This window comes from Lentzea sp. NPDC006480, assembly GCF_040611995.1.
Lineage (GTDB): Bacteria > Actinomycetota > Actinomycetes > Mycobacteriales > Pseudonocardiaceae > Lentzea.
In genome coordinates, this window is sequence record NZ_JBEXPJ010000024.1 from 60,798 (window position 1) to 79,825 (window position 19,028).

18 protein-coding genes are annotated in these 19,028 nt (G+C 69.9%); 4 read left to right on the forward strand and 14 right to left on the reverse strand.

Annotation, left to right across the window (positions count from 1 at the left end):
• Nucleotides 1-42: 42 nt before the first annotated feature.
• Genes ABZX92_RS12815 through ABZX92_RS12850 form a run of 8 tightly spaced genes read right to left on the reverse strand, consistent with a single transcriptional unit; the run spans nt 43 to nt 8,101 of the window.
• Complete coding sequence (locus ABZX92_RS12815; RefSeq protein WP_355557467.1) at nt 43-1,176, reverse strand: acyl-CoA dehydrogenase family protein; 1,134 nt, start codon at nt 1,174-1,176, stop codon at nt 43-45.
• Nucleotides 1,173-2,531: a condensation domain-containing protein gene (locus ABZX92_RS12820; protein WP_355557470.1), complete on the reverse strand. Its 1,359-nt coding sequence runs from the start codon at nt 2,529-2,531 to the stop codon at nt 1,173-1,175. The genes ABZX92_RS12815 and ABZX92_RS12820 overlap by 4 nt, the downstream gene beginning before the upstream one ends.
• A 26-nt stretch (nt 2,532-2,557) precedes the next feature.
• Nucleotides 2,558-3,298 (reverse strand): class II aldolase/adducin family protein, encoded by a 741-nt coding sequence (locus ABZX92_RS12825; protein ID WP_355557473.1) that lies wholly within the window; start codon nt 3,296-3,298, stop codon nt 2,558-2,560.
• Nucleotides 3,295-3,996: a dihydrodipicolinate reductase C-terminal domain-containing protein gene (locus tag ABZX92_RS12830; RefSeq protein WP_355557475.1), complete on the reverse strand. Its 702-nt coding sequence runs from the start codon at nt 3,994-3,996 to the stop codon at nt 3,295-3,297. Before ABZX92_RS12830 ends, ABZX92_RS12825 begins: the two co-directional genes overlap by 4 nt.
• A complete protein-coding gene (locus ABZX92_RS12835; protein ID WP_355557478.1) occupies nt 3,989-4,258 on the reverse strand; it encodes a hypothetical protein in 270 nt (89 codons plus the stop codon). Before ABZX92_RS12835 ends, ABZX92_RS12830 begins: the two co-directional genes overlap by 8 nt.
• A gap of 14 nt (nt 4,259-4,272) precedes the next feature.
• A complete protein-coding gene (locus ABZX92_RS12840) occupies nt 4,273-5,667 on the reverse strand; it encodes a class I adenylate-forming enzyme family protein (protein ID WP_355557481.1) in 1,395 nt (464 codons plus the stop codon).
• Nucleotides 5,668-5,672: 5 nt separating this feature from the next.
• Nucleotides 5,673-6,902, reverse strand: a complete 1,230-nt coding sequence (locus ABZX92_RS12845; protein ID WP_355557483.1) for a nitroreductase family protein — start codon at nt 6,900-6,902, stop codon at nt 5,673-5,675.
• Nucleotides 6,899-8,101, reverse strand: a complete 1,203-nt coding sequence (locus tag ABZX92_RS12850; RefSeq protein WP_355557486.1) for an MFS transporter — start codon at nt 8,099-8,101, stop codon at nt 6,899-6,901. The genes ABZX92_RS12845 and ABZX92_RS12850 overlap by 4 nt, the downstream gene beginning before the upstream one ends.
• Before the next feature lie 359 nt (nt 8,102-8,460).
• On the opposite strand from ABZX92_RS12850, the gene ABZX92_RS12855 reads away from it, so the two are divergent.
• Nucleotides 8,461-9,105 carry a hypothetical protein gene (locus ABZX92_RS12855; protein ID WP_355557489.1) on the forward strand — a complete coding sequence of 215 codons (645 nt, stop codon included), beginning with the start codon at nt 8,461-8,463 and terminating at the stop codon, nt 9,103-9,105.
• On the opposite strand, the gene ABZX92_RS12860 is transcribed toward ABZX92_RS12855, so the two are convergent.
• The 3 genes from ABZX92_RS12860 to ABZX92_RS12870 are packed head-to-tail and all read right to left on the reverse strand — an operon-like array spanning nt 9,102 to nt 11,525.
• Entirely contained in the window at nt 9,102-9,866 is a 765-nt protein-coding gene (locus tag ABZX92_RS12860) for a hypothetical protein (protein WP_355557492.1), read from the reverse strand. The two genes, ABZX92_RS12855 and ABZX92_RS12860, sit on opposite strands and share 4 nt — an antisense overlap.
• A complete protein-coding gene (locus ABZX92_RS12865) occupies nt 9,863-10,741 on the reverse strand; it encodes an ATP-binding cassette domain-containing protein (protein ID WP_355557495.1) in 879 nt (292 codons plus the stop codon). Before ABZX92_RS12865 ends, ABZX92_RS12860 begins: the two co-directional genes overlap by 4 nt.
• A gap of 40 nt (nt 10,742-10,781) precedes the next feature.
• Nucleotides 10,782-11,525 (reverse strand): hypothetical protein, encoded by a 744-nt coding sequence (locus tag ABZX92_RS12870; protein ID WP_355557498.1) that lies wholly within the window; start codon nt 11,523-11,525, stop codon nt 10,782-10,784.
• A gap of 131 nt (nt 11,526-11,656) precedes the next feature.
• Between ABZX92_RS12870 and ABZX92_RS12875 the strand changes: the two genes are divergently transcribed.
• Nucleotides 11,657-12,871 (forward strand): PHB depolymerase family esterase, encoded by a 1,215-nt coding sequence (locus tag ABZX92_RS12875; protein ID WP_355557501.1) that lies wholly within the window; start codon nt 11,657-11,659, stop codon nt 12,869-12,871.
• Here ABZX92_RS12875 and ABZX92_RS12880 read toward each other — a convergent pair.
• Complete coding sequence (locus ABZX92_RS12880) at nt 12,868-13,302, reverse strand: DUF3592 domain-containing protein (protein ID WP_355557504.1); 435 nt, start codon at nt 13,300-13,302, stop codon at nt 12,868-12,870. The genes ABZX92_RS12875 and ABZX92_RS12880 overlap by 4 nt on opposite strands.
• A gap of 75 nt (nt 13,303-13,377) precedes the next feature.
• On the opposite strand from ABZX92_RS12880, the gene ABZX92_RS12885 reads away from it, so the two are divergent.
• On the forward strand, nt 13,378-14,172 hold the full coding sequence (locus tag ABZX92_RS12885) for an SDR family oxidoreductase (protein ID WP_355557507.1): 795 nt from the start codon (nt 13,378-13,380) through the stop codon (nt 14,170-14,172).
• Here ABZX92_RS12885 and ABZX92_RS12890 read toward each other — a convergent pair.
• Nucleotides 14,127-15,488: an amidohydrolase family protein gene (locus tag ABZX92_RS12890; RefSeq protein WP_355557510.1), complete on the reverse strand. Its 1,362-nt coding sequence runs from the start codon at nt 15,486-15,488 to the stop codon at nt 14,127-14,129. The genes ABZX92_RS12885 and ABZX92_RS12890 overlap by 46 nt on opposite strands.
• A 122-nt stretch (nt 15,489-15,610) precedes the next feature.
• Between ABZX92_RS12890 and ABZX92_RS12895 the strand changes: the two genes are divergently transcribed.
• Complete coding sequence (locus ABZX92_RS12895) at nt 15,611-16,996, forward strand: toll/interleukin-1 receptor domain-containing protein (RefSeq protein ID WP_355557513.1); 1,386 nt, start codon at nt 15,611-15,613, stop codon at nt 16,994-16,996.
• A gap of 4 nt (nt 16,997-17,000) precedes the next feature.
• Here the strand turns inward: ABZX92_RS12895 and ABZX92_RS12900 are convergent.
• A partial coding sequence (locus tag ABZX92_RS12900; protein WP_355557516.1) for a PKD domain-containing protein occupies nt 17,001-19,028 on the reverse strand: 2,028 nt, incomplete at its 5' end.

Below are 19,028 nucleotides of genomic sequence, written 5' to 3' on the forward strand. Positions count from 1 at the left end.
GGCGGAACGGGCCGGGTCACCCCAGTCCGTTCCGCCCCTGCGTCACAGCGCCCTGGAGATCACCAGCCGCTGGATCTGGTTCGTGCCCTCGACGATCTGCAGCAGCTTCGCCTCGCGCATCCACCTCTCCACGGGGTGGTCGGTGGTGTAGCCGTACCCGCCGAGCACCTGCACCGCCTCGGTGGTCACCCGCATCGCCATGTCGGTGGCGAACAGCTTCGCCTTCGCCGCCTCGACGCCGAACGGCTTGCCCCGGTCCCGCAGCCGGGCCGCGGACAGCACGAGCGCGCGGGCCGCGGACACCGAGGTGGCGAGGTCGGCGAGCAGGAAACCGAGACCCTGGAAGTCGATGATCCGCTGGCCGAACTGCTCGCGGCCCTTCGCGTAGGTCACCGCGTGGTCGAGCGCCGCCTGCGCCAGACCGACCGCGCAGGCGCCGATGGCGAGCCGTCCGGAGTCCATCGCGTCCATCGCCACCAGGAATGCCCTGCCCTCGCGGCCGATCATCCGGTCGGCGGGCACCCGGACGTCGTCGAACACCACCTGTGCCGTCGGTGACGAGGACACCCCGAGCTTCTTCTCCGGCCGTTGCGGCAGCAGTCCCTCGCTGTCCGCGTCGACGAGGAACGCCGAGATGCCCCTCACCCCGCTCGCTCCCGTGCGGCAGTAGACGACGTAGTGGTCGGCCACGCCCGCATGGGTCACCCAAGCCTTGGTGCCACTGACCACATAGGACTCTCCGTCGCGGCGGGCGCGCACCGACATCGCGGCGGCGTCGGAACCGGCGTGCGCCTCGGAGATGCAGTTCGCACCGAGGACCTCGCCGCCGAGCAGCCGCGGCAGGTGCTGTTCCTGCTGTTGCCGCGACCCGAACTTCGCGATGCCGTGGCACACCAGCGTGTGCACGTTCACCGACTCCGCCACGCACAGCCAGCGCGACGCGAGGATCTCCAGCACCTGGAGGTAGACCTCGTACGGCTGGCCGCCGCCACCGAACTCCTCGGGGTACGGCAGGCTCAGCAGGCCCGCTTTGCCCAGCGTGCGCAACACCTCCCGCGGGAACTCGGCGCGTTCCTCGAAGTCGCTCGCGCGCGGTGCGAGCTCACCGTCGGCGATCTCGGTGGCGAGGGCGTACAGATCGGCGGCGAAGGGTGTCGGCGTGGTGCGGTCGATCACGGGACCACCACCGCCTCGCCGAGCAGCAGGTCGTTCATGTCGCGCAACACCTTCTCGATGATCTCGGGCGCCATCACGTGCGTGTCCGCGGTGAAGCTGAGCTGCATCAGGTCCGGCCTGCCCGGCACGTCCATCATGTGCAGGCTCACCGTCTCGTCGCCCTGCGTGTCGAACTTCTTGGTCCACTCGAGCGTCGCCGAGGGGTCGGCGAGCGCCTCGGCGAGCGGCACGTCCGGCCTGCCCGCGGGCTCGAAGCGCATGTCGTTGAACCAGCAGCCGCGGTCCACCTCGGCGCCTCGTTCCGCGCCGATCACGCGGACCAGTTCGTTGAGCTGGTCCTTGTCGTAGTCGCCGTGCCGGTACGACGCCAGCGACGCTTTCTTGGCGCGCTGCACGACCTCCTCGAACGGCACGCCCGCGGTCTCGACCGAGAAGATGCCCTCCAGCGCGATCGAGCTCACCACGTGCCGCCACCGGGGCTGGATCCGGTTGTTGATGATCACCATGATCGTGCAGGCGGTGTTGCCGGTGATTTCGGCGAGCACCTTGGACCAGGCCGCCAGCACGATGGTCGTGGAGCTGGTCCGCCACCGGTCCGCGAGGTGGGCGGCCGCGGCGCCGACGGCCCGCGAGGTGAGCCGTGCCTGCCAGAACCGGGGCTCCCGCGGTTGCGCGTGCGCGGCCACGAAGGCTGCCGGGAACATCGTCACCGGCACCGTGCGGAGCTTGTTCTCCCAGTACCGCAGTGCTTTCGCGTTCTGCCGGACGCCATCCTCCGACTCCTGGTACGCCGTGTGGTCCAGCGGCTGGAACACGATCCGGTCGCGGGTCAGCTCCTCGGCCGGGACACCGTTCGCGAGCGCGGCGTAGTCGTTGATCAGCAGCACCCAGCTCTCGCCGTCCGCCACGTGGTGCGAGACGACGAAGAACACGTGCCGCACCAGGCCGTTCCCGCACACGGCCGCGACCCGGACCGACCACTCCCGCGCGTAGTCGAACGGCTCCCGCAGGAACCGGGCCCGCACCTCGTCGAGCACGGCCTGCTCGTCCCCACCCGCGTCCAGCAGTTCGACGGTCACCTCGCCCCGTGCGTCGAGCTCCTGCCAGGTCGTGCCGTCGGGGTTCTCACCCATCCTGGTGCGCAGCGACTCGTGCAGCCCGAGCAGCTCTCGCAGCCCGGCCGTCACCGCGTCCACCGTCCAGCCGTCCGGGTTGGACACCAGGAACGGCGTGTTGAACAGGTGGTGGTCCTCGCCGAAGTCCCGCATGGCGCCCCAGATCGCGCGCTGCCCCCAGGTGCTGCGCGTGCGGCCGGACCTGCCGCCGTCGAACCGGACTGAAATCGTTGTCGTCATCTGCCCCTCGTCACCGCTGTGCCCGGTCACCACCGGGCCGCCTCCGGCCAGGTGCGCCGCACCCGGCGCACGCAGTACTCCCAGTACGAGCGGATCGACAGATCCGCGTAGATGAACTCGCGCTTGCCGACCACGTCCGGCCAGGAGGACGTGTGGTACTCCGTCAGCGCGCTCTCGGCCATGAGCTGCAGCTGGCACGCCCGTTCCAGCAGATAGGCGTAGACCGTGGCGTGCCGGACACTCTTGCCCACGACCACTCCGCCGTGGTTGCGCAGCAGGACGCACGGGTCGTCCCCCAGCGCCAGTGCGACCTGCTCGCCCATCTCGATGTCGAGAATCGTGTTGCTGCTGTCGGTGAACCTGCCGGCCCGGCCGGTCAGGAAGGCGCCGTCGTGCGAGATCGGCCGCAGCTCGAGATCCGACGCACCGAACACCAGCGTGTACGGCGCGTGGCTGTGCACGATGGCGTTCACGTCCGGCCGGGCGGCGTAGATCGCCTGGTGCAGCGGCAGTTCCGGGGGAGCCATCGGGTCCGGCGGCCGAGCGGGATCGGTCGACGCCCACACCACGTCGTCCGGTGTGCACTCGTCGAAGCCCTGCAGCGCGGCCTTGATCGCGAACTGGTCGGAGCCGGGTGCCCGTGCGGACACCTGGCCCTGGTTGAAGTCGTCGTGACCACCGAGCGAGAGAGCCCTGGCCGCCAGGGCGACCTGCGTGCGCAGCCCCTTGCGCAGCGGGGTCTCGACGCCTTCTGCCTGAACGCTCACCGCTCATCAACTCCGAACATGTGGTCGTACACCGCGCTCATGGGGTGGAGGCCGCTCGGCGCGGTGGTGGCCCAGCGCGCCGCCAGCAGTGCGCCGTTCGCGGCTGCCCGCAGGTCCCGCACGTCGTGGTGCACGGCGAGCGACTCGCCCGCGAACGTCACCCTCAGCGCGTGCTCGCTGACCGGGAGGCCGGTGCGCAGCGAGACGACCTCGGTGGCCGCGAACCCCGCGTGCTCCTGCCAGGCCTCCGCGAGCACCTCCGCGGTGGTGCTGGGCCGATGCGCCTTCGTCACCGGGTGCCGTTCGTCCACAGTGGCCTGTGGCGGTGGTGCCGCCTTCGCGGCCAGCTCGGCGATCGACCGCACCACGCGCAGCTGGAGCCAGTGGCCCAGAGCGAGGTTGGGGGCCACCACGACGGGAACGGCACGGCTCAGCTCCCGCACCTGGACGAGGTCCTCCGGCAGGAGTCCGGACGCGCACAGCACCAGCGCGGCACCGGTGTCGCGGCACAGTCCGGCCGCCGTGTCCAGCGCCTCCCGGTGGGCGGCGCAGATCACGACGTCCGGGTCCGCCCGCCGGACGATGCCCGACGACGTCGCCTCCAGCACCACCGGCATCCCGCGTTCGGCGCACACCGCGCGGATCGCCGTGCCGAGCCTGCCGGACGACCCGACGAGTCCCGCGGACGGTTCAACCATCGAGTGACAGCCCCTGTTCCGCCAGGTAACCCGTCAGCCCCTTGATGCTGTCCAAATAGGACGTGTCCTCGGCTTCCAGATCGAGCGCGACACCGAACTCGTTCTCGATCGCGTCGATCGCGCGCAGCTGCGACAGGGACGGGATGCCCAGCGCGCTCAGCTCGTTCTCGTGCGCCAGCACCTCTTGGACCGTCACGGTGCCGTCGCTCGCCTCCGAGATGAGCTGCGCCAGCCGGTCCCGCAATGCGGAAGTCGTCAGCATGAGTTCCCCTTCGATCAGTGCTCTGACACGCCCGCGATCGCGCGGACGGCCGCCAGTGTCGGTTTGCCGATGCTGTTGCGCGGCAGCGTCTCCACGACGTGGACGCGCTCCGGCACCTTGAACGCCGCGAGCCGCTCGAAGCAGCCCGTCCGCAGCTCTGCCGCCGTGACGGCCGCACGGCTGGCCACCACGGCGACGACCATGTCGTCGCCACCCGGTTTGGCCGCGCCGAACACGACGGCGTCGTCCACGCCGGGCAGCTCGCACAGCACCCGTCTGACCTCGATCGGGTCGATCTTGCGCCCGCCGACGTTGAGCACGTGGCTGATCCGCCCGGTCAGCACCAGTCCGCCGCGGTCCAGATGGCCGAGGTCGCCGGTGCGGTAGTACCCGTCGGCGTCGAGCTTCGCCTCGAACACGCCGGGAGCGTTGTGGTACCTCGATCCCATCGAGGCGCTGCGCACGAGCAGCTCTCCGCCGGCACCGGTGCGCAGACCGACGCCGGGCAGCGGTGCGCCGAGGCCGCCGGTCTGCCCGGTCGCGAACGTCAGCGGACCTGTTTCCGCGATGCCGTAGTAGTCGCTGACGTGCAGCCCGCACCGCTCGCGCAACAGCTCCGCGGTCTCGGTGCTCAGCCGCGCGCCGGACGAGACGGCGACGCGGATGTCCGCGAACGTCCCGGGAGGTGGTGTGCGCCGCGCCAACGAGTCGTAGAGCGCGGGAAACCCGGTGAGCCGTGTCGCCGCGGTGCCGCTGATCGACCTCACCACGCTGCCCGCGGCCGGCAGCCCGGTCGCCAGGTGCAGCGACGCCCCGGCCAGGAAGACGGCGAGCAGGGAGGTGTTGAACGCGAGCCCGTTGGACAGGCCCGCGTAGCAGAGCACGCGGTCGTCGCCGCCGAGCCCGGTGCCGCGCATCCAGTTCGCGGCGGCGCTGTGCACGGCGTCGCCGGAGAACTCGATGCACTGCGGGAAACCCGTCGAGCCGGAGGTGAACCGGCAGACCTCGGTCGTGTCGAGCAGTCGTGCGCGCGGCGCCACGCTGTACGGCGTGAGGGTGTGCGACCCGAACGCCCGGCTGGTGCCCGCGCGGTGGTCCGGCGGCAGCGGGCGGTCGTGCACCACGAGATCGAGGGCGCAGCTGCCGATGATGTGATCCAGCTCGGCAGGGCCCATCGCCCGGTCGACCAGGAACGGGACAGCCCCCGCCCGCAGCACCGCCGCGTAGGCGACGACGAGGTCCACCGAGTTCGTGGCGCACAGCCCGACCCGCGCGCCGGTGGGGATCTGACCGGCGAGATTCCCGGCGCGCGACGCGAGCTCCTCGTACGACAACGACTGTGCGCGATCCGCGACGGCGAGCCGCGCACCGTACCGCCGGCACACCTCGGCCAGCACTTCGTTCAGCACCGCACTCACTCCCCGTGTGCCGTGGCGCGTTCGCCACGGTCGAGTTTCACCGTCTGCACGCCGTCGCGGCCCAGCGCGACGAGGTACAGCACCTCCCGCCCCGCCGGGAGGCCCGCGAGCTCGCGCCACGCCCTCGGGCTGAACCCGCCGACAGCGGTCACGCCGACCCGTTCCGCGGCGGCTCCGAGGTACAGCAGCTGGCCGGCGGCGCCCGCGCGGAACAGGTCCTCCCGCAGCAGGTGCGACTCGGCCCCGGTGTCACCCGAGTCGGTGTGGAACACGGCGAACGCGCTCGCGTGCCGCAGATGTTCCTGGTCGTGGCACGCGGACACGACGTGATCGGTGTCGGCCCCGTGCGGTTCCACGACGCTCATCACGACGCGGTCCTGGTCCAGCCCGAGATCGGTCGCCAGCGCGGTACCGGCCACGGCCGTCACCGCGGTGGTCGCGACCGCGCCAGGAGCGAAACCCTTGCTGGAGCGCCGTTTCCTGGACAGATCAGCCCATCGCGCGACCGCGAGCGAGCCCTCGCCGGCCACCAGCGGCGCCCGCACGGCGGCGTTCGGCGTGCCGCTGCCGTCCACGAGGCCGGGCGGCAAGCCGTTCCAGCACAACGACTCCAGATCGTCGAGGAGTGCGTCCTGAGCCCGGAACGTGCCGTCGCGGAACCTCCAGCCGGCCACCGCGGCACCCGGCGACGGCCCGAGCGTGAGCACGCTGTGGATCTCGCGGTGCGCGCCGAACCGGCCCAGCCGTTCGCGCATCGCCTCGCGCGGCAGGCGAAGCCGCAGCGCCGCGTCCACACCGAGGGACAACGCGACACCGAGCAGGTTGGTGGCGAGGTGGGCGAGGTCTAGCTGCACGTACAGGTAGCCGCGGCGCCCGTACTTGCGCATCGACAGCCACGGCCGGGTCAGCAGGAGCACGTGCGCCCCGCCGCGGGGCGGGTCCGGCAGCAGGAGAGGACTGGCCTCGGTGCGCAGGCAGACCCGTCTCGCGGGATCGACCTGGAAGAGGGCCGGCCTGCCGTCGTCGTCCGCCACGACGAGGATCTCGTACGGGTGCACGGCTCCCGCGGACGGCACGGCCCGCAGACCCGGCCCGCTGTCCAGGACACCGGACTCGACGATCCGCAGCGCCGCGGTCAGTCCGCTGCTGCGCGGCTCGTACCGGCCGGTGCGGGGCACCGGGTCGTCCTGCAGGAGCTGCCGCCAGGTGCGCAGGGTGGTGTTCATGACCGACCCGCGACCAGATGACGCACACCGAGAACGAGGGCGGGCAGCACGAGCACGCCGCAGAGCACGTTGAGCCATCCGAACCCGTACCACTCGTGCACGGTGCCCGCGCCCGCCGCGGCGATCGCGCTTCCGGTCCACATGACCACGTCGGACAGTCCCTGGGCCGCCGGTCGCGCGTCCACCTCGACCGAGTCGGTGAGCAGCGCCGAGCCGGTGACGAACATGCCGCACCAGCCCAGTCCCAGCAGGAACAGCGCGACGCCCAGCCGCACGTGCTCATGGGCCGGCGCGGTGCCTCCCACGACCAGGGCGGCGAGCATGACGACGGTCGACGCGGTGATCACCGGGATGGGGCCGATCCTGCTCGCCAGCCAGCCGAAGACCGGGGAGAACGCGAACATGCCGGCGAAATGGGCGCTCAGCACCAGGCCGATCACCCCGATCGCGGACTCCCCGTGCGTCATGTGCACCGGCGTCCAGGTCATCACGGAGACCATCACCGTGTGTCCTACCGCCGTGGCGACGACCGCGAAGGTCGCCGTCCCGCTGCCGCGGATGGCGGCCGCGCCGGCGCGGAAACGGGTCAGCGCACCGGCTTTCGCCGGTTGCTCCTCGGCAGGGGTGCTGCGGCGCTTGAGGAGCAGTGGATCGGGACGCAGCAAGCAGGCGAGCACCACGGCGGCCAGGGCGAAACCGGCGCCCGCGATGAGGTAGACACCAGCCCAGGCCGGGAGGGAGATCCCGGTGCCGAGCACCATTCCCAGCGCGCTCGCGTTCGGGCCGGCGATGCCGCCGATCGTCGTCACCCAGACGACGATCGAGATGCCGCGCGAGGAGTCGTTCTCCCCGGCGAGGTCCGCGACCGCGAACCGGGACTGGAAGTTCGTGACGCTGGCCAGGCTGACCAGCACACCGCCGATCACGAAGACCGGAAAGGACTTCATCGTGATACCCGCGACGCACACCGCGGCGCCGACGGCGGCGGCGAGGTAGCCGAACACCAGGCCCGCGCGTCTGCCGCGGGCGTCCGTGATGCGGGCGATGAGCGCGGTCGCCGCGATCGTGCACAGGCTCGACGCCGTCAGCGTGAAGCCGACCACGGCCGTCGACCCCGCGAGGTCGGTGGCGACCACTGTGGACACGGTGTAGCCGACGGCGGCGCCGATGCTGCCGAACACCTGGCTGACGACGACCACGAAGAGAATCTTTCGGCGGAGCGCGGCCGTCAGCCGCGCACCGTCCAATTGGACCCCGGCGCGCAAGAAATCCCCCAGAACTGAACGAAAGTCACCCCGGCCGATGCCGGATCAGCAGGTCACGCCTGCACGTGAAGCCCCCAGAAAGTCTTTCCCCCAAGTGAGTTCCACCGTAGCGACAGCCGGGTTCGGTCGCAAGGAATTCCCACCAACGGGAAACAGGGAACAAAAACCGTTCAGAGAAGACTGTTTCTGCCCCAGGTCATTTGTGCATTGTGGACGGAGTCACCCGGTCGTGGGACGGGTGAAGTGTTCCCAAACCGGCACGGAGCCGGCGCGGATGTGCTGAACTGGCGGGTATGGGGACGCGTGCTCGTTTCACCGCACTTCTGGTCACCGCTGCAGCCGCCACCGCGTGCACCGCGCCGCCGGAGCCGCCGCTCGGCTCGCCCGCGCCGGTGCTGGACCAGCAGGCGATCGCCTACGACAACCTCGACTTCAACCTCTCGCGCAAGCCGGTCTTCGACAGCACGTGCGAGACGCTGCCGTCGAACCTGCAGTCGTTGCTGGGCAGCGTGAAGAAACCGGTCACCGGCATGGGCGGGACCTGCAACGCGGACATGGAGTGGGGCACGCTGACGATCGGGCTGCTCGGGCCGGGCGCCGGGCGGAAGTCGAACGCGCGGCACTTCGTGGACGTCTGGAACGGCGACCGCGGTACGGCCCACTACTTCCAGCGCTCGATCCTGCTCGACCGCTACTACGCCACCACGGCGATCAGCGGTGAGGTCAACGAGTCCTGCACGGTCACCGTGGACACCGGGTCCGAGCTGCCGTTCGAGGTGCGGGCCGCGATGGACTTCAACGAGAGCATGGCGTTGACGAAGCAGGACGTCGACCAGCCGATCGACCGGGCTCTGCGGGAGTTCTGTCCTGCGGCCAAGACCGCGGCGGAGAAGCTGCTGCCGCTGCTCGACGAGAACGGCGGCAGCCGCGCTCGTTAGCCCGCGTCGCGGCGCTGCAGGCGGAACAACGAGAAACCGAGCAGCGCCGACCACAACACCAGCGAGCAGATGGTCTGCGTCCACCCGGTGCCGAGCCCGGCCAGGTGCCAGGCCGCCTCGAGCGGGTAGATCAGGCCGAACACCTCCGGCAGGGAGAGCCGCGCCACCATCAGGATCGGCACCACGATGAAGAACACCGTGAGCGAACCACCGGTGTTCGGCACCAGCAACGAGATGATCAGCGCGGTGAGCAGCACCAGTGCGGTGGCCAGCATGGTCACGCCGAGCACCCAGCCCGGTCGCATGCCCAGCAGGTAGTTGTGGTTCAGGCCGTGCGCGGTGGTCTTGATCAGCATCGGGAACAGGATGAACGTGACCAGCGAGCAGACCAGCCACACTCCGGCCAGAACCGTGCCCTGCGCGAGGAAGTAGCGCATGCGGGAGGGCTGCACCAGCAACGTCGGCTGCACGCTCTTGTACTGCCATTCGCCCGCGACGAGCTTGATCACGGTCGCGAACACCAGCAGCAGTCCTATTTGGACCGCGATCAGCAACGGCCCGATCTGCTTGCCCGCGCTCGCCAGGTTCGTCTGGGGGAGTGTGAACAGCAGCATCAGGCCGACCAGGAAGACCGGCGCGAACGCGAGCACGAGCTTGTCCGAGCGCGTGCCCACGAGCTTGCGCGCCTCGACCGCCACGAGCCGCCAGAACGGTGAACGGCCGGCCGCGCGCTGGACGGGCGGTGTGTAGGTCTGGGTCATGCCCTGCTCCCCGAAGTCAGGCGGAAGAACAGATCTTCCAGGCTCATCTGCTCCTCGCGCAGGCCGAGCAACGGGACGCCGGCGGCGAACGTGACGTCCGAGACCCGCTCGACCGGCGCGTGCGCGGCGATGAAGCCGTCCGGCGCGGGCTGGATCGCGACGCCGCCCCGTTGCAACGCCTCCGCCAGCCGCTGCATGTCCTTGGCCCGCACCAGAGAACGCGAAGAAGTCGTCAGGCTCGCCAGTGGACCGTCCGCCACGATGCGGCCGTTGCCGATCACCAGCACGCGGTCCGCCGTTTGGTCCACTTCGGACAGCACGTGGCTGGACAACAACACCGTGCCACCCCGGGAAGCGTGCCCCCGCAACAGGGTGCGCACCGCACGGATGCCCTCCGGGTCGAGGCCGTTGATCGGTTCGTCGAGCACCAGCAGCGGTGGGTTGGTGAGCAGGGCGTGCGCGATGCCCAGGCGCTGGCGCATGCCGAGGCTGTACTTGCCGATCTTGCGCGTCGCCGCGTCGGCCAGGCCCAGCATCTCCAGCACCTCGTCCGCCCGGCGGCTCGGCACGCCGGCGAGCGTGGCGGCCATCCGCAGGTGGCCGCGCCCGCTCCGTCCAGGATGGACAGCGGCCGCGTCGAGGAGCACCCCGGCCACGTGCGACGGGTTGGGCCACGCGGTGAACGGGCGTCCCGCGACCGTCGCCTGGCCGTGGTCCGGCCGGGTCAGCCCGGTGATCATCCGCAGGGTCGTCGACTTGCCCGCGCCGTTGGGCCCGAGGAAGGCCGTCACGGTTCCCGGTTGCAGCTCGAAACCCACCTGGTCAACGACCCGGCGTCCCTCGTACGCCTTGGTCAGCCCCCACGCTGTCAGCACGAACTCACCGTAGCGGTACCGGCCGTCCGCCGCGGGCAGATCACCCGACTGTGGACGCGTCCTCGAAGACGACCTGCAGGTTCCGCGCCGGAGGCTGCTTCGGCAGGCCGGGCGGCAGTGCCTGTGCAACTGCGCGGAACACCTTGCACACCGCGGCCTCGTCGTACTCGGCGGGAGTCGCGGTCGCCTGCAGGATCAGGCCACCGCCGGGGAGTGAGGCCGTTCTGTGCATTGTGGACGGATCCACGCGGCCGGCCAGCTCGGCGGGGACGACGGTGATCCAGGAGTAGCCGCGCAACGCGGTCCGGCCGGCGACGAACGACTCGCGGGCATGGCGCAGCAGAGCCATGTCCAGCTCGGTGTACGTGCTCGCGCCCTCCGCGCTCGATGACACCTGGCCGTAGGAGGGGTTGGCGTCGGCCAGCAGGCTGACCAGGAAGCCGAACCAGTCGGCGTCGTTCGAGGTGCCTGCTCCCAGTTCCACGCCCCGGTCACTCGCCCAGCCTGCGGAAGCGCGCCCGAACCGCTCGCCCTGGACCAGGCCGACCGAGACGGTCTCCGGGATGGTGTCCGGCTGGTCGAGCGCCGCCAGTGCCTGCTCCCAGCGCTCTGGGGTGCGTTTCCAGGTGTTGATCGGGCCGTCCTCGTACGGCGTGACCGTGACATGGCCGGCGCGGGGGAGTGCCCAGAGGTCGGGGAACAGGTGGGTGACCGAGGCTTCCAGCCAGGCGCGGGCGAGTCGCGGGTCCGGTCGTTCGACGTTCACCGTCGCGAACATGGTCACCCATCAGACCCTAGTGGTGAGGTGCGACGTAAGGCGGAGGTTCGAAGTGTTGACCGCACACGTGGTGCGGTCCGGTTGCCCGCTCCTAGCCTCGGTGCTGTTGTCCTGCCTGCAATGACGGAGGCGAGCGCATGCGACTGAGGAAAGCGTTGCTGGGACTGGCGATGGCCACCGGTGTGGCCACGACCTCCCTGTCGATCTCGATGGCCGCGGTCCCGGCGCCGCAACCGGGATCCCTTGCCAGGTACGACATCACCGGCACCTACGTCAGCGGCCTGTCATCCGGCGGCTTCCTGGCCAACCAGCTGCACGTCGCGTACTCCAGCATCTTCCAGGGCGCGGGCATCTTCTCCGCCGGTGCCTACGACTGCGCCCAGAACAGCGTGAACACCGCCCAGTTCGCGTGCATGGACACCTTCCAAGCGCGAAAGACGCCTGCTCAGCTGGAGGAACTGACCAGGAGCCGGGCAACCCAGGGCACAGTTGATCCACCGCAGAACCTGTCGGGTGACCCGGTGTGGCTGTTCCACGGCACGGCGGACGAGACGGTCGACCCGGCGGTGAACGACGATCTCGCCACCTACTACCGCGATTTCGGCGCTCGGGCGGCCTACAACAACACCTCTGCGGCCGGGCATGCCTGGGTGAGTCCGATCGGTCCGAACAGCTGCGGCTCCACGTCGTCGCCGTACGTCAACAACTGCGGGACTGCCGATCCGGTGAAGGAGATGCTCGGGCATCTGTTCGGCCAGGTGAACCCGGCGGCCTCGACGTTGTCCGGCAAGTTCGTGCAGTTCGACCAGAGCGGCTACGTGCCCGGCGGCAACGCGGCGGCGGTCAGCATGGGCCGGGAGGGGTTCGCGTACGTGCCGCGGGCGTGCGAGAGCGGGCCGTGCAAGCTGATGGTGACGTTGCACGGCTGCTACCAGTACTACGGTCTCGTCGGCAACGCGTTGATGGACAAGGGTTATCTCAACGAGTACGCCGACACCAACAACATGATCGTGCTGTATCCGCAGGCGACCACGATGACCGGCAACCCGCGCGGCTGCTGGGACTGGTGGGGCTACCAGTCCGCCCAGTACGCGCTCAAGACCGGCCCGCAGATGACCGCGATCGTGAACATGGTCAAGGCGATGACCACTGGCCAGCCGACCACTCCGCCAACCACGCCAACCCCGGACTGCGTGACCGCGAGCAACTACGCGCACACCACCGCCGGCCGCGCTTACGCCCTCTACGGCCAGACCTACGCGCTGGGCTCGAACCAAGCACTCGGCCTGTGGAACACGTTCACGAGCAGCAGCATCCGCCAGACGTCACCGAACTACTGGGTGAAGTGCTAGTCACGGCGCTTGGGCGTCCAGGCGATGAGGTTCGCGAACAGCGCGCCGAGGGCCAGGACGCCCAGCATGATCCCCGCCACCCAGTGCGCCTGGTCGTTGTCAGCCAGGGCGGCTTCGACGACGCGGCCGTTCTCGACGTCGTAGCGGACCGTCACCCGGTCACCGGGCGGGTGCGCCGACCCGTTCTCGGACAGCGTCATGACCTGCTTCGTGCCGTCCGGGGCCGGGAACTCGACCTTGACCGACACGCTCTTGCCCGACTTCAGCCGCTCCTGCACCACGCCCTCGGTGCTGGCCCACGAGTTCTGCTCCGCGGACGCCCGCAGCACCAGCACCAGGCCCCCGATCGCGCCCACCAGCACGATCGCGGCCACGATCCGGCCCGTCCCCGACTTCAACGACTTCGCCACCACGCCTCCCTCGGTGATCACATCGCTCCATCTGCCTCGAATGTGACAGGCATTTGGCGGATGGACTCGCCACCAGTCGTTGGACACGCTGTGCCGATGTTCAACGGCAAGCACGTGATCATCACCGGCGGGTCCAGCGGCATCGGGCTGGAGACCGCGCGCCTGCTCGCGGCCCGCGGGGCGCGCCTGTCGTTGCTGGCCCGCGGCAGGTACCGGCTGGAGACGGCGGCGCAGGAGCTGCGCGCGACCGGGGCCCAGGTGGACTTCCGCGCGGTCGACGTGGCGGACGTGGCCGGTGTCACGAAGGTGCTGGCCGAGCTGGGACCGTGCGACGTGCTGGTCAGCTGCGCGGGGGTGGCGCGGCCCGGCAGGTTCCTGGAGCTGCCGGACGACGCGTTCCGGCAGATGATCGAGGTCGACTACTTCGGCACGCTGAACGTGGTGCGGGCGGTGGTGCCGTCCATGGTCGAGCGCGGGCAGGGGAGCGTGGTGGCGGTGTCGTCTGCCACGGCGCTGCTCGGGATCTACGGCTACAGCGCGTACGGGCCGGCGAAGTTCGCGGTGCGCGGGCTGATGGAGTCCTTGCGGGCGGAGCTGCGGCCGCACGGCGTCCACGTGGGCGTGGTGTTCCCGCCGGACGTCGACACGCCCCAGCTGGCCGAGGAGAACCGGTTCAAGCCCGCCGAGACGTTCGCGATCAGCGGGACGGTCAAGCCGTTGCCCGCTTCGGTGGTGGCGCGGGCGATCGTGGCCGGGATCGAGAAGCGCCGGTTCCTCATCTGCCCGGACCTGAGCATGAAGGTGCTGGCGCGGTTCGGTTCGCTGCTGGCGCCGGTGCTGAACCGCTATTTCGACGGCAAGATCGCCCGCACCCGGTCGGAGGCCGCCTGAGCGTCGGCGATCACGCGGTCGGTGTCGCCCACGAGCTTGCCCTCCTTCTTGAGCGCCACGCCGTTCACGAACACCCACTGCACGTTGACCGGCTGCGTGTTGAAGACGAGCTGGCTGGCCCAGTCGAACCGGGGCGCGAAGTTGAGCGCCTGGGCGTTGACCACCTGCAGGTCGGCCTTCTTGCCGGGCTTCAGCGAGCCGATCTCCGCGTCCAGCCCCAACGCTTCCGCACCGCCCAGGGTCGCCATCCGCAGCACGTCCGCGGGCGTCGGGTAACGGCCGGGGTCCGCGGACTGTGCCCGCTGCAGGCCGACCGCGGCGCGCATGTTGTTGAACATGTCGGACGTGTCGTTCGTGCCGCCGTCGAGGCCGAGGCCGATCTTCATGTTGCGCGCCTTCAGGTCCGGCACCTTCGCGATGCCGGAAGCCAGGCGCATGTTGGAAAGCGGGTTGTGCGCGATTCTCACGTCGTTCGCCGCCAACTCGTCCAGCTCCGCGTCGGTCGCGTGGATCACGTGGTTCGCCAGCAGCCCGGGCCTGATCGCACCGGCGCGGCGCAGCACTCCCATCTGATCGGTCGCGGGGTCCGCCTTGGACTCCAGCAAGTGCACGTTCAACGGCACTCCCAGCTCTTCGGCGAGCTTCTCGGACGCCTCGACGCCCGCCACGTTCCAGCTCGCCGGGTGCGTGCCGATCTGCAGGTGTGCCAACGGGTTGCGGTCGATCACTTCGGTTTTGATCCGGCGGGCCTCAGGGGCGATCCACGGGTCCGTGCCCGCCATGAACGCGAAGACGAACCGCTGCTGGGAGTCCTGGAGCGCCTTCAGGTTGCCACGCACGAAGTCCGGGTTGAAGGCGTGCGACCAGTCCGTCACCGTCGTCACTCCGGTGGCGATCGCGTCCAGTGTGGACAATCGCACGCCCGCGTACGCGTCCTTGTCGTTCACCGTTGAGCCCTGCAACGGCAGCACACAGCCGCCGAGCCACCCGTTGAGCTCCTTGTCCGTCGCGCATCCCCGGATCAACGACTGCCACAGGTGCGTGTGCAGGTCCACGAACCCAGGCAGGACGATCTTGCCCCGTCCGTCGACCACCCGCGCACCCTCAGCCGACACCCCGCGCCCGACCGCCGCGACGTGGTCGCCGTCGATCAGCACGTCGGCGTCCTGGAGCGTGCCCAGCGCCGGGTCCATCGTGAGCACCATGGACGCGTCGCGGATCAGCGTCCGCCCGCCGGAGGCCCCCGGCTCCGGGCTCACCAGGAACCCCACGGCGAGGAGCAGGGCCAACGTCAGCGCGAACAGGCGTTTCTCCACGTCAAGGGACAGTATCGGCACCCGATGCACTCACTCCAATGTTGTTCCGTTCCCTGTGCGCAGCCGCCCGGCGGCAGTAAGTAATCTCCACGCCAGAGCGCACATATGAGAGGGTTCGGGCGATGCCTGGCGTGTTCGTCAACTACCGCACCGGAGACGGTGAATGGGCTGCTGCCCTGGTCAAGCGGGAGTTGAGCGCGCGCTTCGGGGCTGACCAGGTCTTCTACGCAAGCCAGTCCATCCGCCTCGGCGAGGACTTCTCCCGCGAGATCCTGAGCGGCCTGCGCCGGTGCGAGGTCCTGCTGGCGATCATCGGCCCGCGCTGGTCAGGCGCCGTGGACCGCGAGGGCGTCCGCCGGCTCGAGAAGTCCGACGACTGGGTGCGCCGCGAGATCACCGAAGCCTTCCAGTGCGGCCTGCGCGTCATCCCGGTGCTGATGGACGGCATCGACCCCCTCGCCGAAGCCGACCTGCCGGACGCCCTGAAGCGCCTGGCCCGCTGCCAGTACCTGCGCATCCACCACCGCAGCGACGACCTGGACCTGCCCCGCCTGGTCGACGAGCTGGTCGAGCTGGTCCCTGAACTGGTGACCGCGAAGGCCGCACCACCGGCGCCACGAGTGGACCGGCCGGCAGAAGGTGAACTGCGCAGTCCGGTCACGGAGTTCCGTCGCGCTCTGGCCGAACCGGTCGGGCACACGGTGACCGACCGCGTCCAGGCCGCGGCGTCGTCCGTGCTCGAGCTGCTGACCGAGTCGCGCTACCCGGTCTCCGGCCACCTGGACGACAGCGAACTGCCCGCCGAGCTGGAGAAACGGCTCACCGGCTACGAACACGACCTGGCCCCGCTACTGCGGCTCGTCGCGATCGGCGTCCGCTCCGGCGATCGTCGGCACGACGACCTGTGGACCGCGCTGGTCGATCGCTTCCTGCGCCCGTCGCCGCGTGACCGCGGCGCGCAGGACGTGTGGGTCAACGCGGCCCTGTACCCGGCGTTGCTGCTGGTCTACGTGATGGGCGTGGCAGCGGTCGCGTCGGACCGGGAAGAACTCGTGCACCGCCTGTTGTGCCAGACCTCGGTGGACGCGGATGGCCGCACGATCTTGGTGCTGCGTGCTTTGGCGCTGCGCAACGTCGTCGATCCCCGGCACGCCGCCGCCCTTCCCACGTGGGACGGCGCGCCGCCCCGTCAGGCGTTGAGCGTGCAACTGAGGCAAGTGTTGAGCAGAGTTTTCTTCAACGTCGTCGACGGCACCGCGTTCGAGTGGGCCTTTGCCGACTACGAGTTCCTGCGCAGCCTGCTCGAACTGCACGACGGCGCCTTCTCCTCGCTCGGGGAGTTCGCCGTGCAGCTCGACCGCGACGACTCGGTCATCTACGAGCGCAACCTCGCCCGCCTCAACGCGGACTCCGCGCTGCTGCGCTCCGGCGCGTTCGGCGGCGACCCCGCAGAGGTCGCGGCGGCCTGGCGCGAGCTCCGCCAGGCCACCCGTGCCCGCTACTCGTAGAGCGTCAGCCGAGCCCGTCCACGATGACCATGCTGAAGCCAGTGCCAGTGGCGACGTCCAGCACGTGGTGGTCGTACTGCGGCGGTAGCGACGTCTGACCCTCCCCTTCAGGTCCCCAGCCGATCACGGAGCCGTCCGCCTTCAAGGCCAGGGTGTGGTCGGTGTTGGTGTTGAACGAGACGATGTCGCGCTGAGGTCCGGATGGTGGCTGGATCTCACCGTCCCACTCGGCCCCCCACCGGATGATCGAGCCGTCCGACTTCAACGCCAGGGATCGGCCGCTTCCCACGGAGATTCCGACCACGCCGCTCTTGGCCGTGGGCGGCACCTCCGTTCTCACCCAGGCGTCGCGCCCCCAGGTGATCACGGAGCCGTCCGACTTCAACGCCAGGCTGTGGCTGCCGTTGCCGGTGGCGATCGCGGTGACGCCGCTCTTGGCCGCGTCGGGAACCTTGATCTGATCCATGACGTCGCTGCCCCAGGCCACCACCGAGCCGTCCGATTTGAGCGCCAGGCTGTGGTCACCACCGGCGGCGATCGCGATCACGTCGTGCAAGGCCTCCGGCGGAACCGTTGACTGATCAGAGCTGTCGCTACCCCAGGCGATGACGGAGCCGTCCGATTTGAGCGCCAGATTGTGGCCACCCCCGGCGGAGATGGCAACCACGCCGCTGGACGCGTTCGCGGGCACCTTCGTCTGGCCGGACCTGTCGTCACCCCAGGCGATGACGGAGCCGTCCGCCTTCAGCGCGAGGCAGTGCCGGTCCCCACCGTCGATCGCGATCACACCGTTCGAGGCGGCCTCCGGAACCTCCCTCAGGACCTCGTTGGGGTCCTCGCCCCAGACCTTGACGGCGCCGCGCGAGACGGTGAGCTGCTTGGTGGACTGAGCGGTCTTGGCGCCGCTCGTGATGGTGAGTGAGACCGTGTAGACGCCAGTCGCGGCGAACCTGTGGTCGAAGGCGGCCGTGTCCGAGGTCACCTCGGGAGCGGCCGTGCCGGGCTTGGTGACGGTCCACCGCCAGCTGTCCGGCCGCTGCCCGGTGGTGTCCGCGCTGAAGTGCACCGACTCGCCGATCACCGGCCGTGGCCGCTGGATGTCGAGCCGGGCGATGCTCGGCGGTGTCCCTGCCGGAGCCACGGTCACCGCGGTCTCCGACTGCACCGTTTCGCCGTTGTCGCGGGTCGCGGTCGCACGGACGGTGAAGGTGCCCGGTCGCTGCCACCGGTGGCGGACTGTGATGCCTCCCTCCGCCGGGGTGTCGTCCCCGAAGACCCAGCCGACCTTGGCCGCGCTCGGCGGCTGCAGCACCATCGTCAGCTCGAACTCGTCACCGACCACGCCCTGCACGCCAGGACGGACGACGATGGACGCTGTGGGCTTCGGCGCGGGTTGTGGTGGGGTGGTGCTGTTCGTCCGGCCGGGAAGCCCCAGGCCCTGCTGCTGCTTCCGCTGGTCGATCTTCGTCACCTGGTCCGCTTTCGTGCGCGGATCGGGTGTGGGCGGCACGTCGCCCGCCGCGGGTCCTTCCGCGTACTTGGTGACCGTCCGGACATCGCCTGTCAGATCCAGCACCCCGGCCGCGTTGCTGTTGGGGTCGTTGAAGAAGATGATCCCGTCGTGGGTGATCAGCTCGAACCGGGCCGGCCGGTCGAACAGCTGGCGCTGGGCCACCACGCGCGAGCCGACCAGGTCGACGATCGTGGCCTGACCGGTGGAGTAGTCGGGCACCACGGCGTGGTTGTTGATCTCGATCGGATTCCCGAGGTCCGTACCCGCCGAGCTGAGTTTCACCGGCGCGGTGCAGCCGCCGGCGAAGGTGCACGAGATCAGTTCACCCCGGCTACCGGTCACGATGAGCACTCGCGCCTGATCGGTGGAGCCGCTGACGACCACTTCGTCGTCGGCGGGCAGATCGAGCTGGATCGTCTGGGTTGCCGCGCCGGTTTCGGGGTCGAGCAGTTCGGCTGTGCGGTGTTCGGGGTCGATCAGTGCGGGCTGGTCGTGTGTGATCGTGAGGTGACTGTTCCT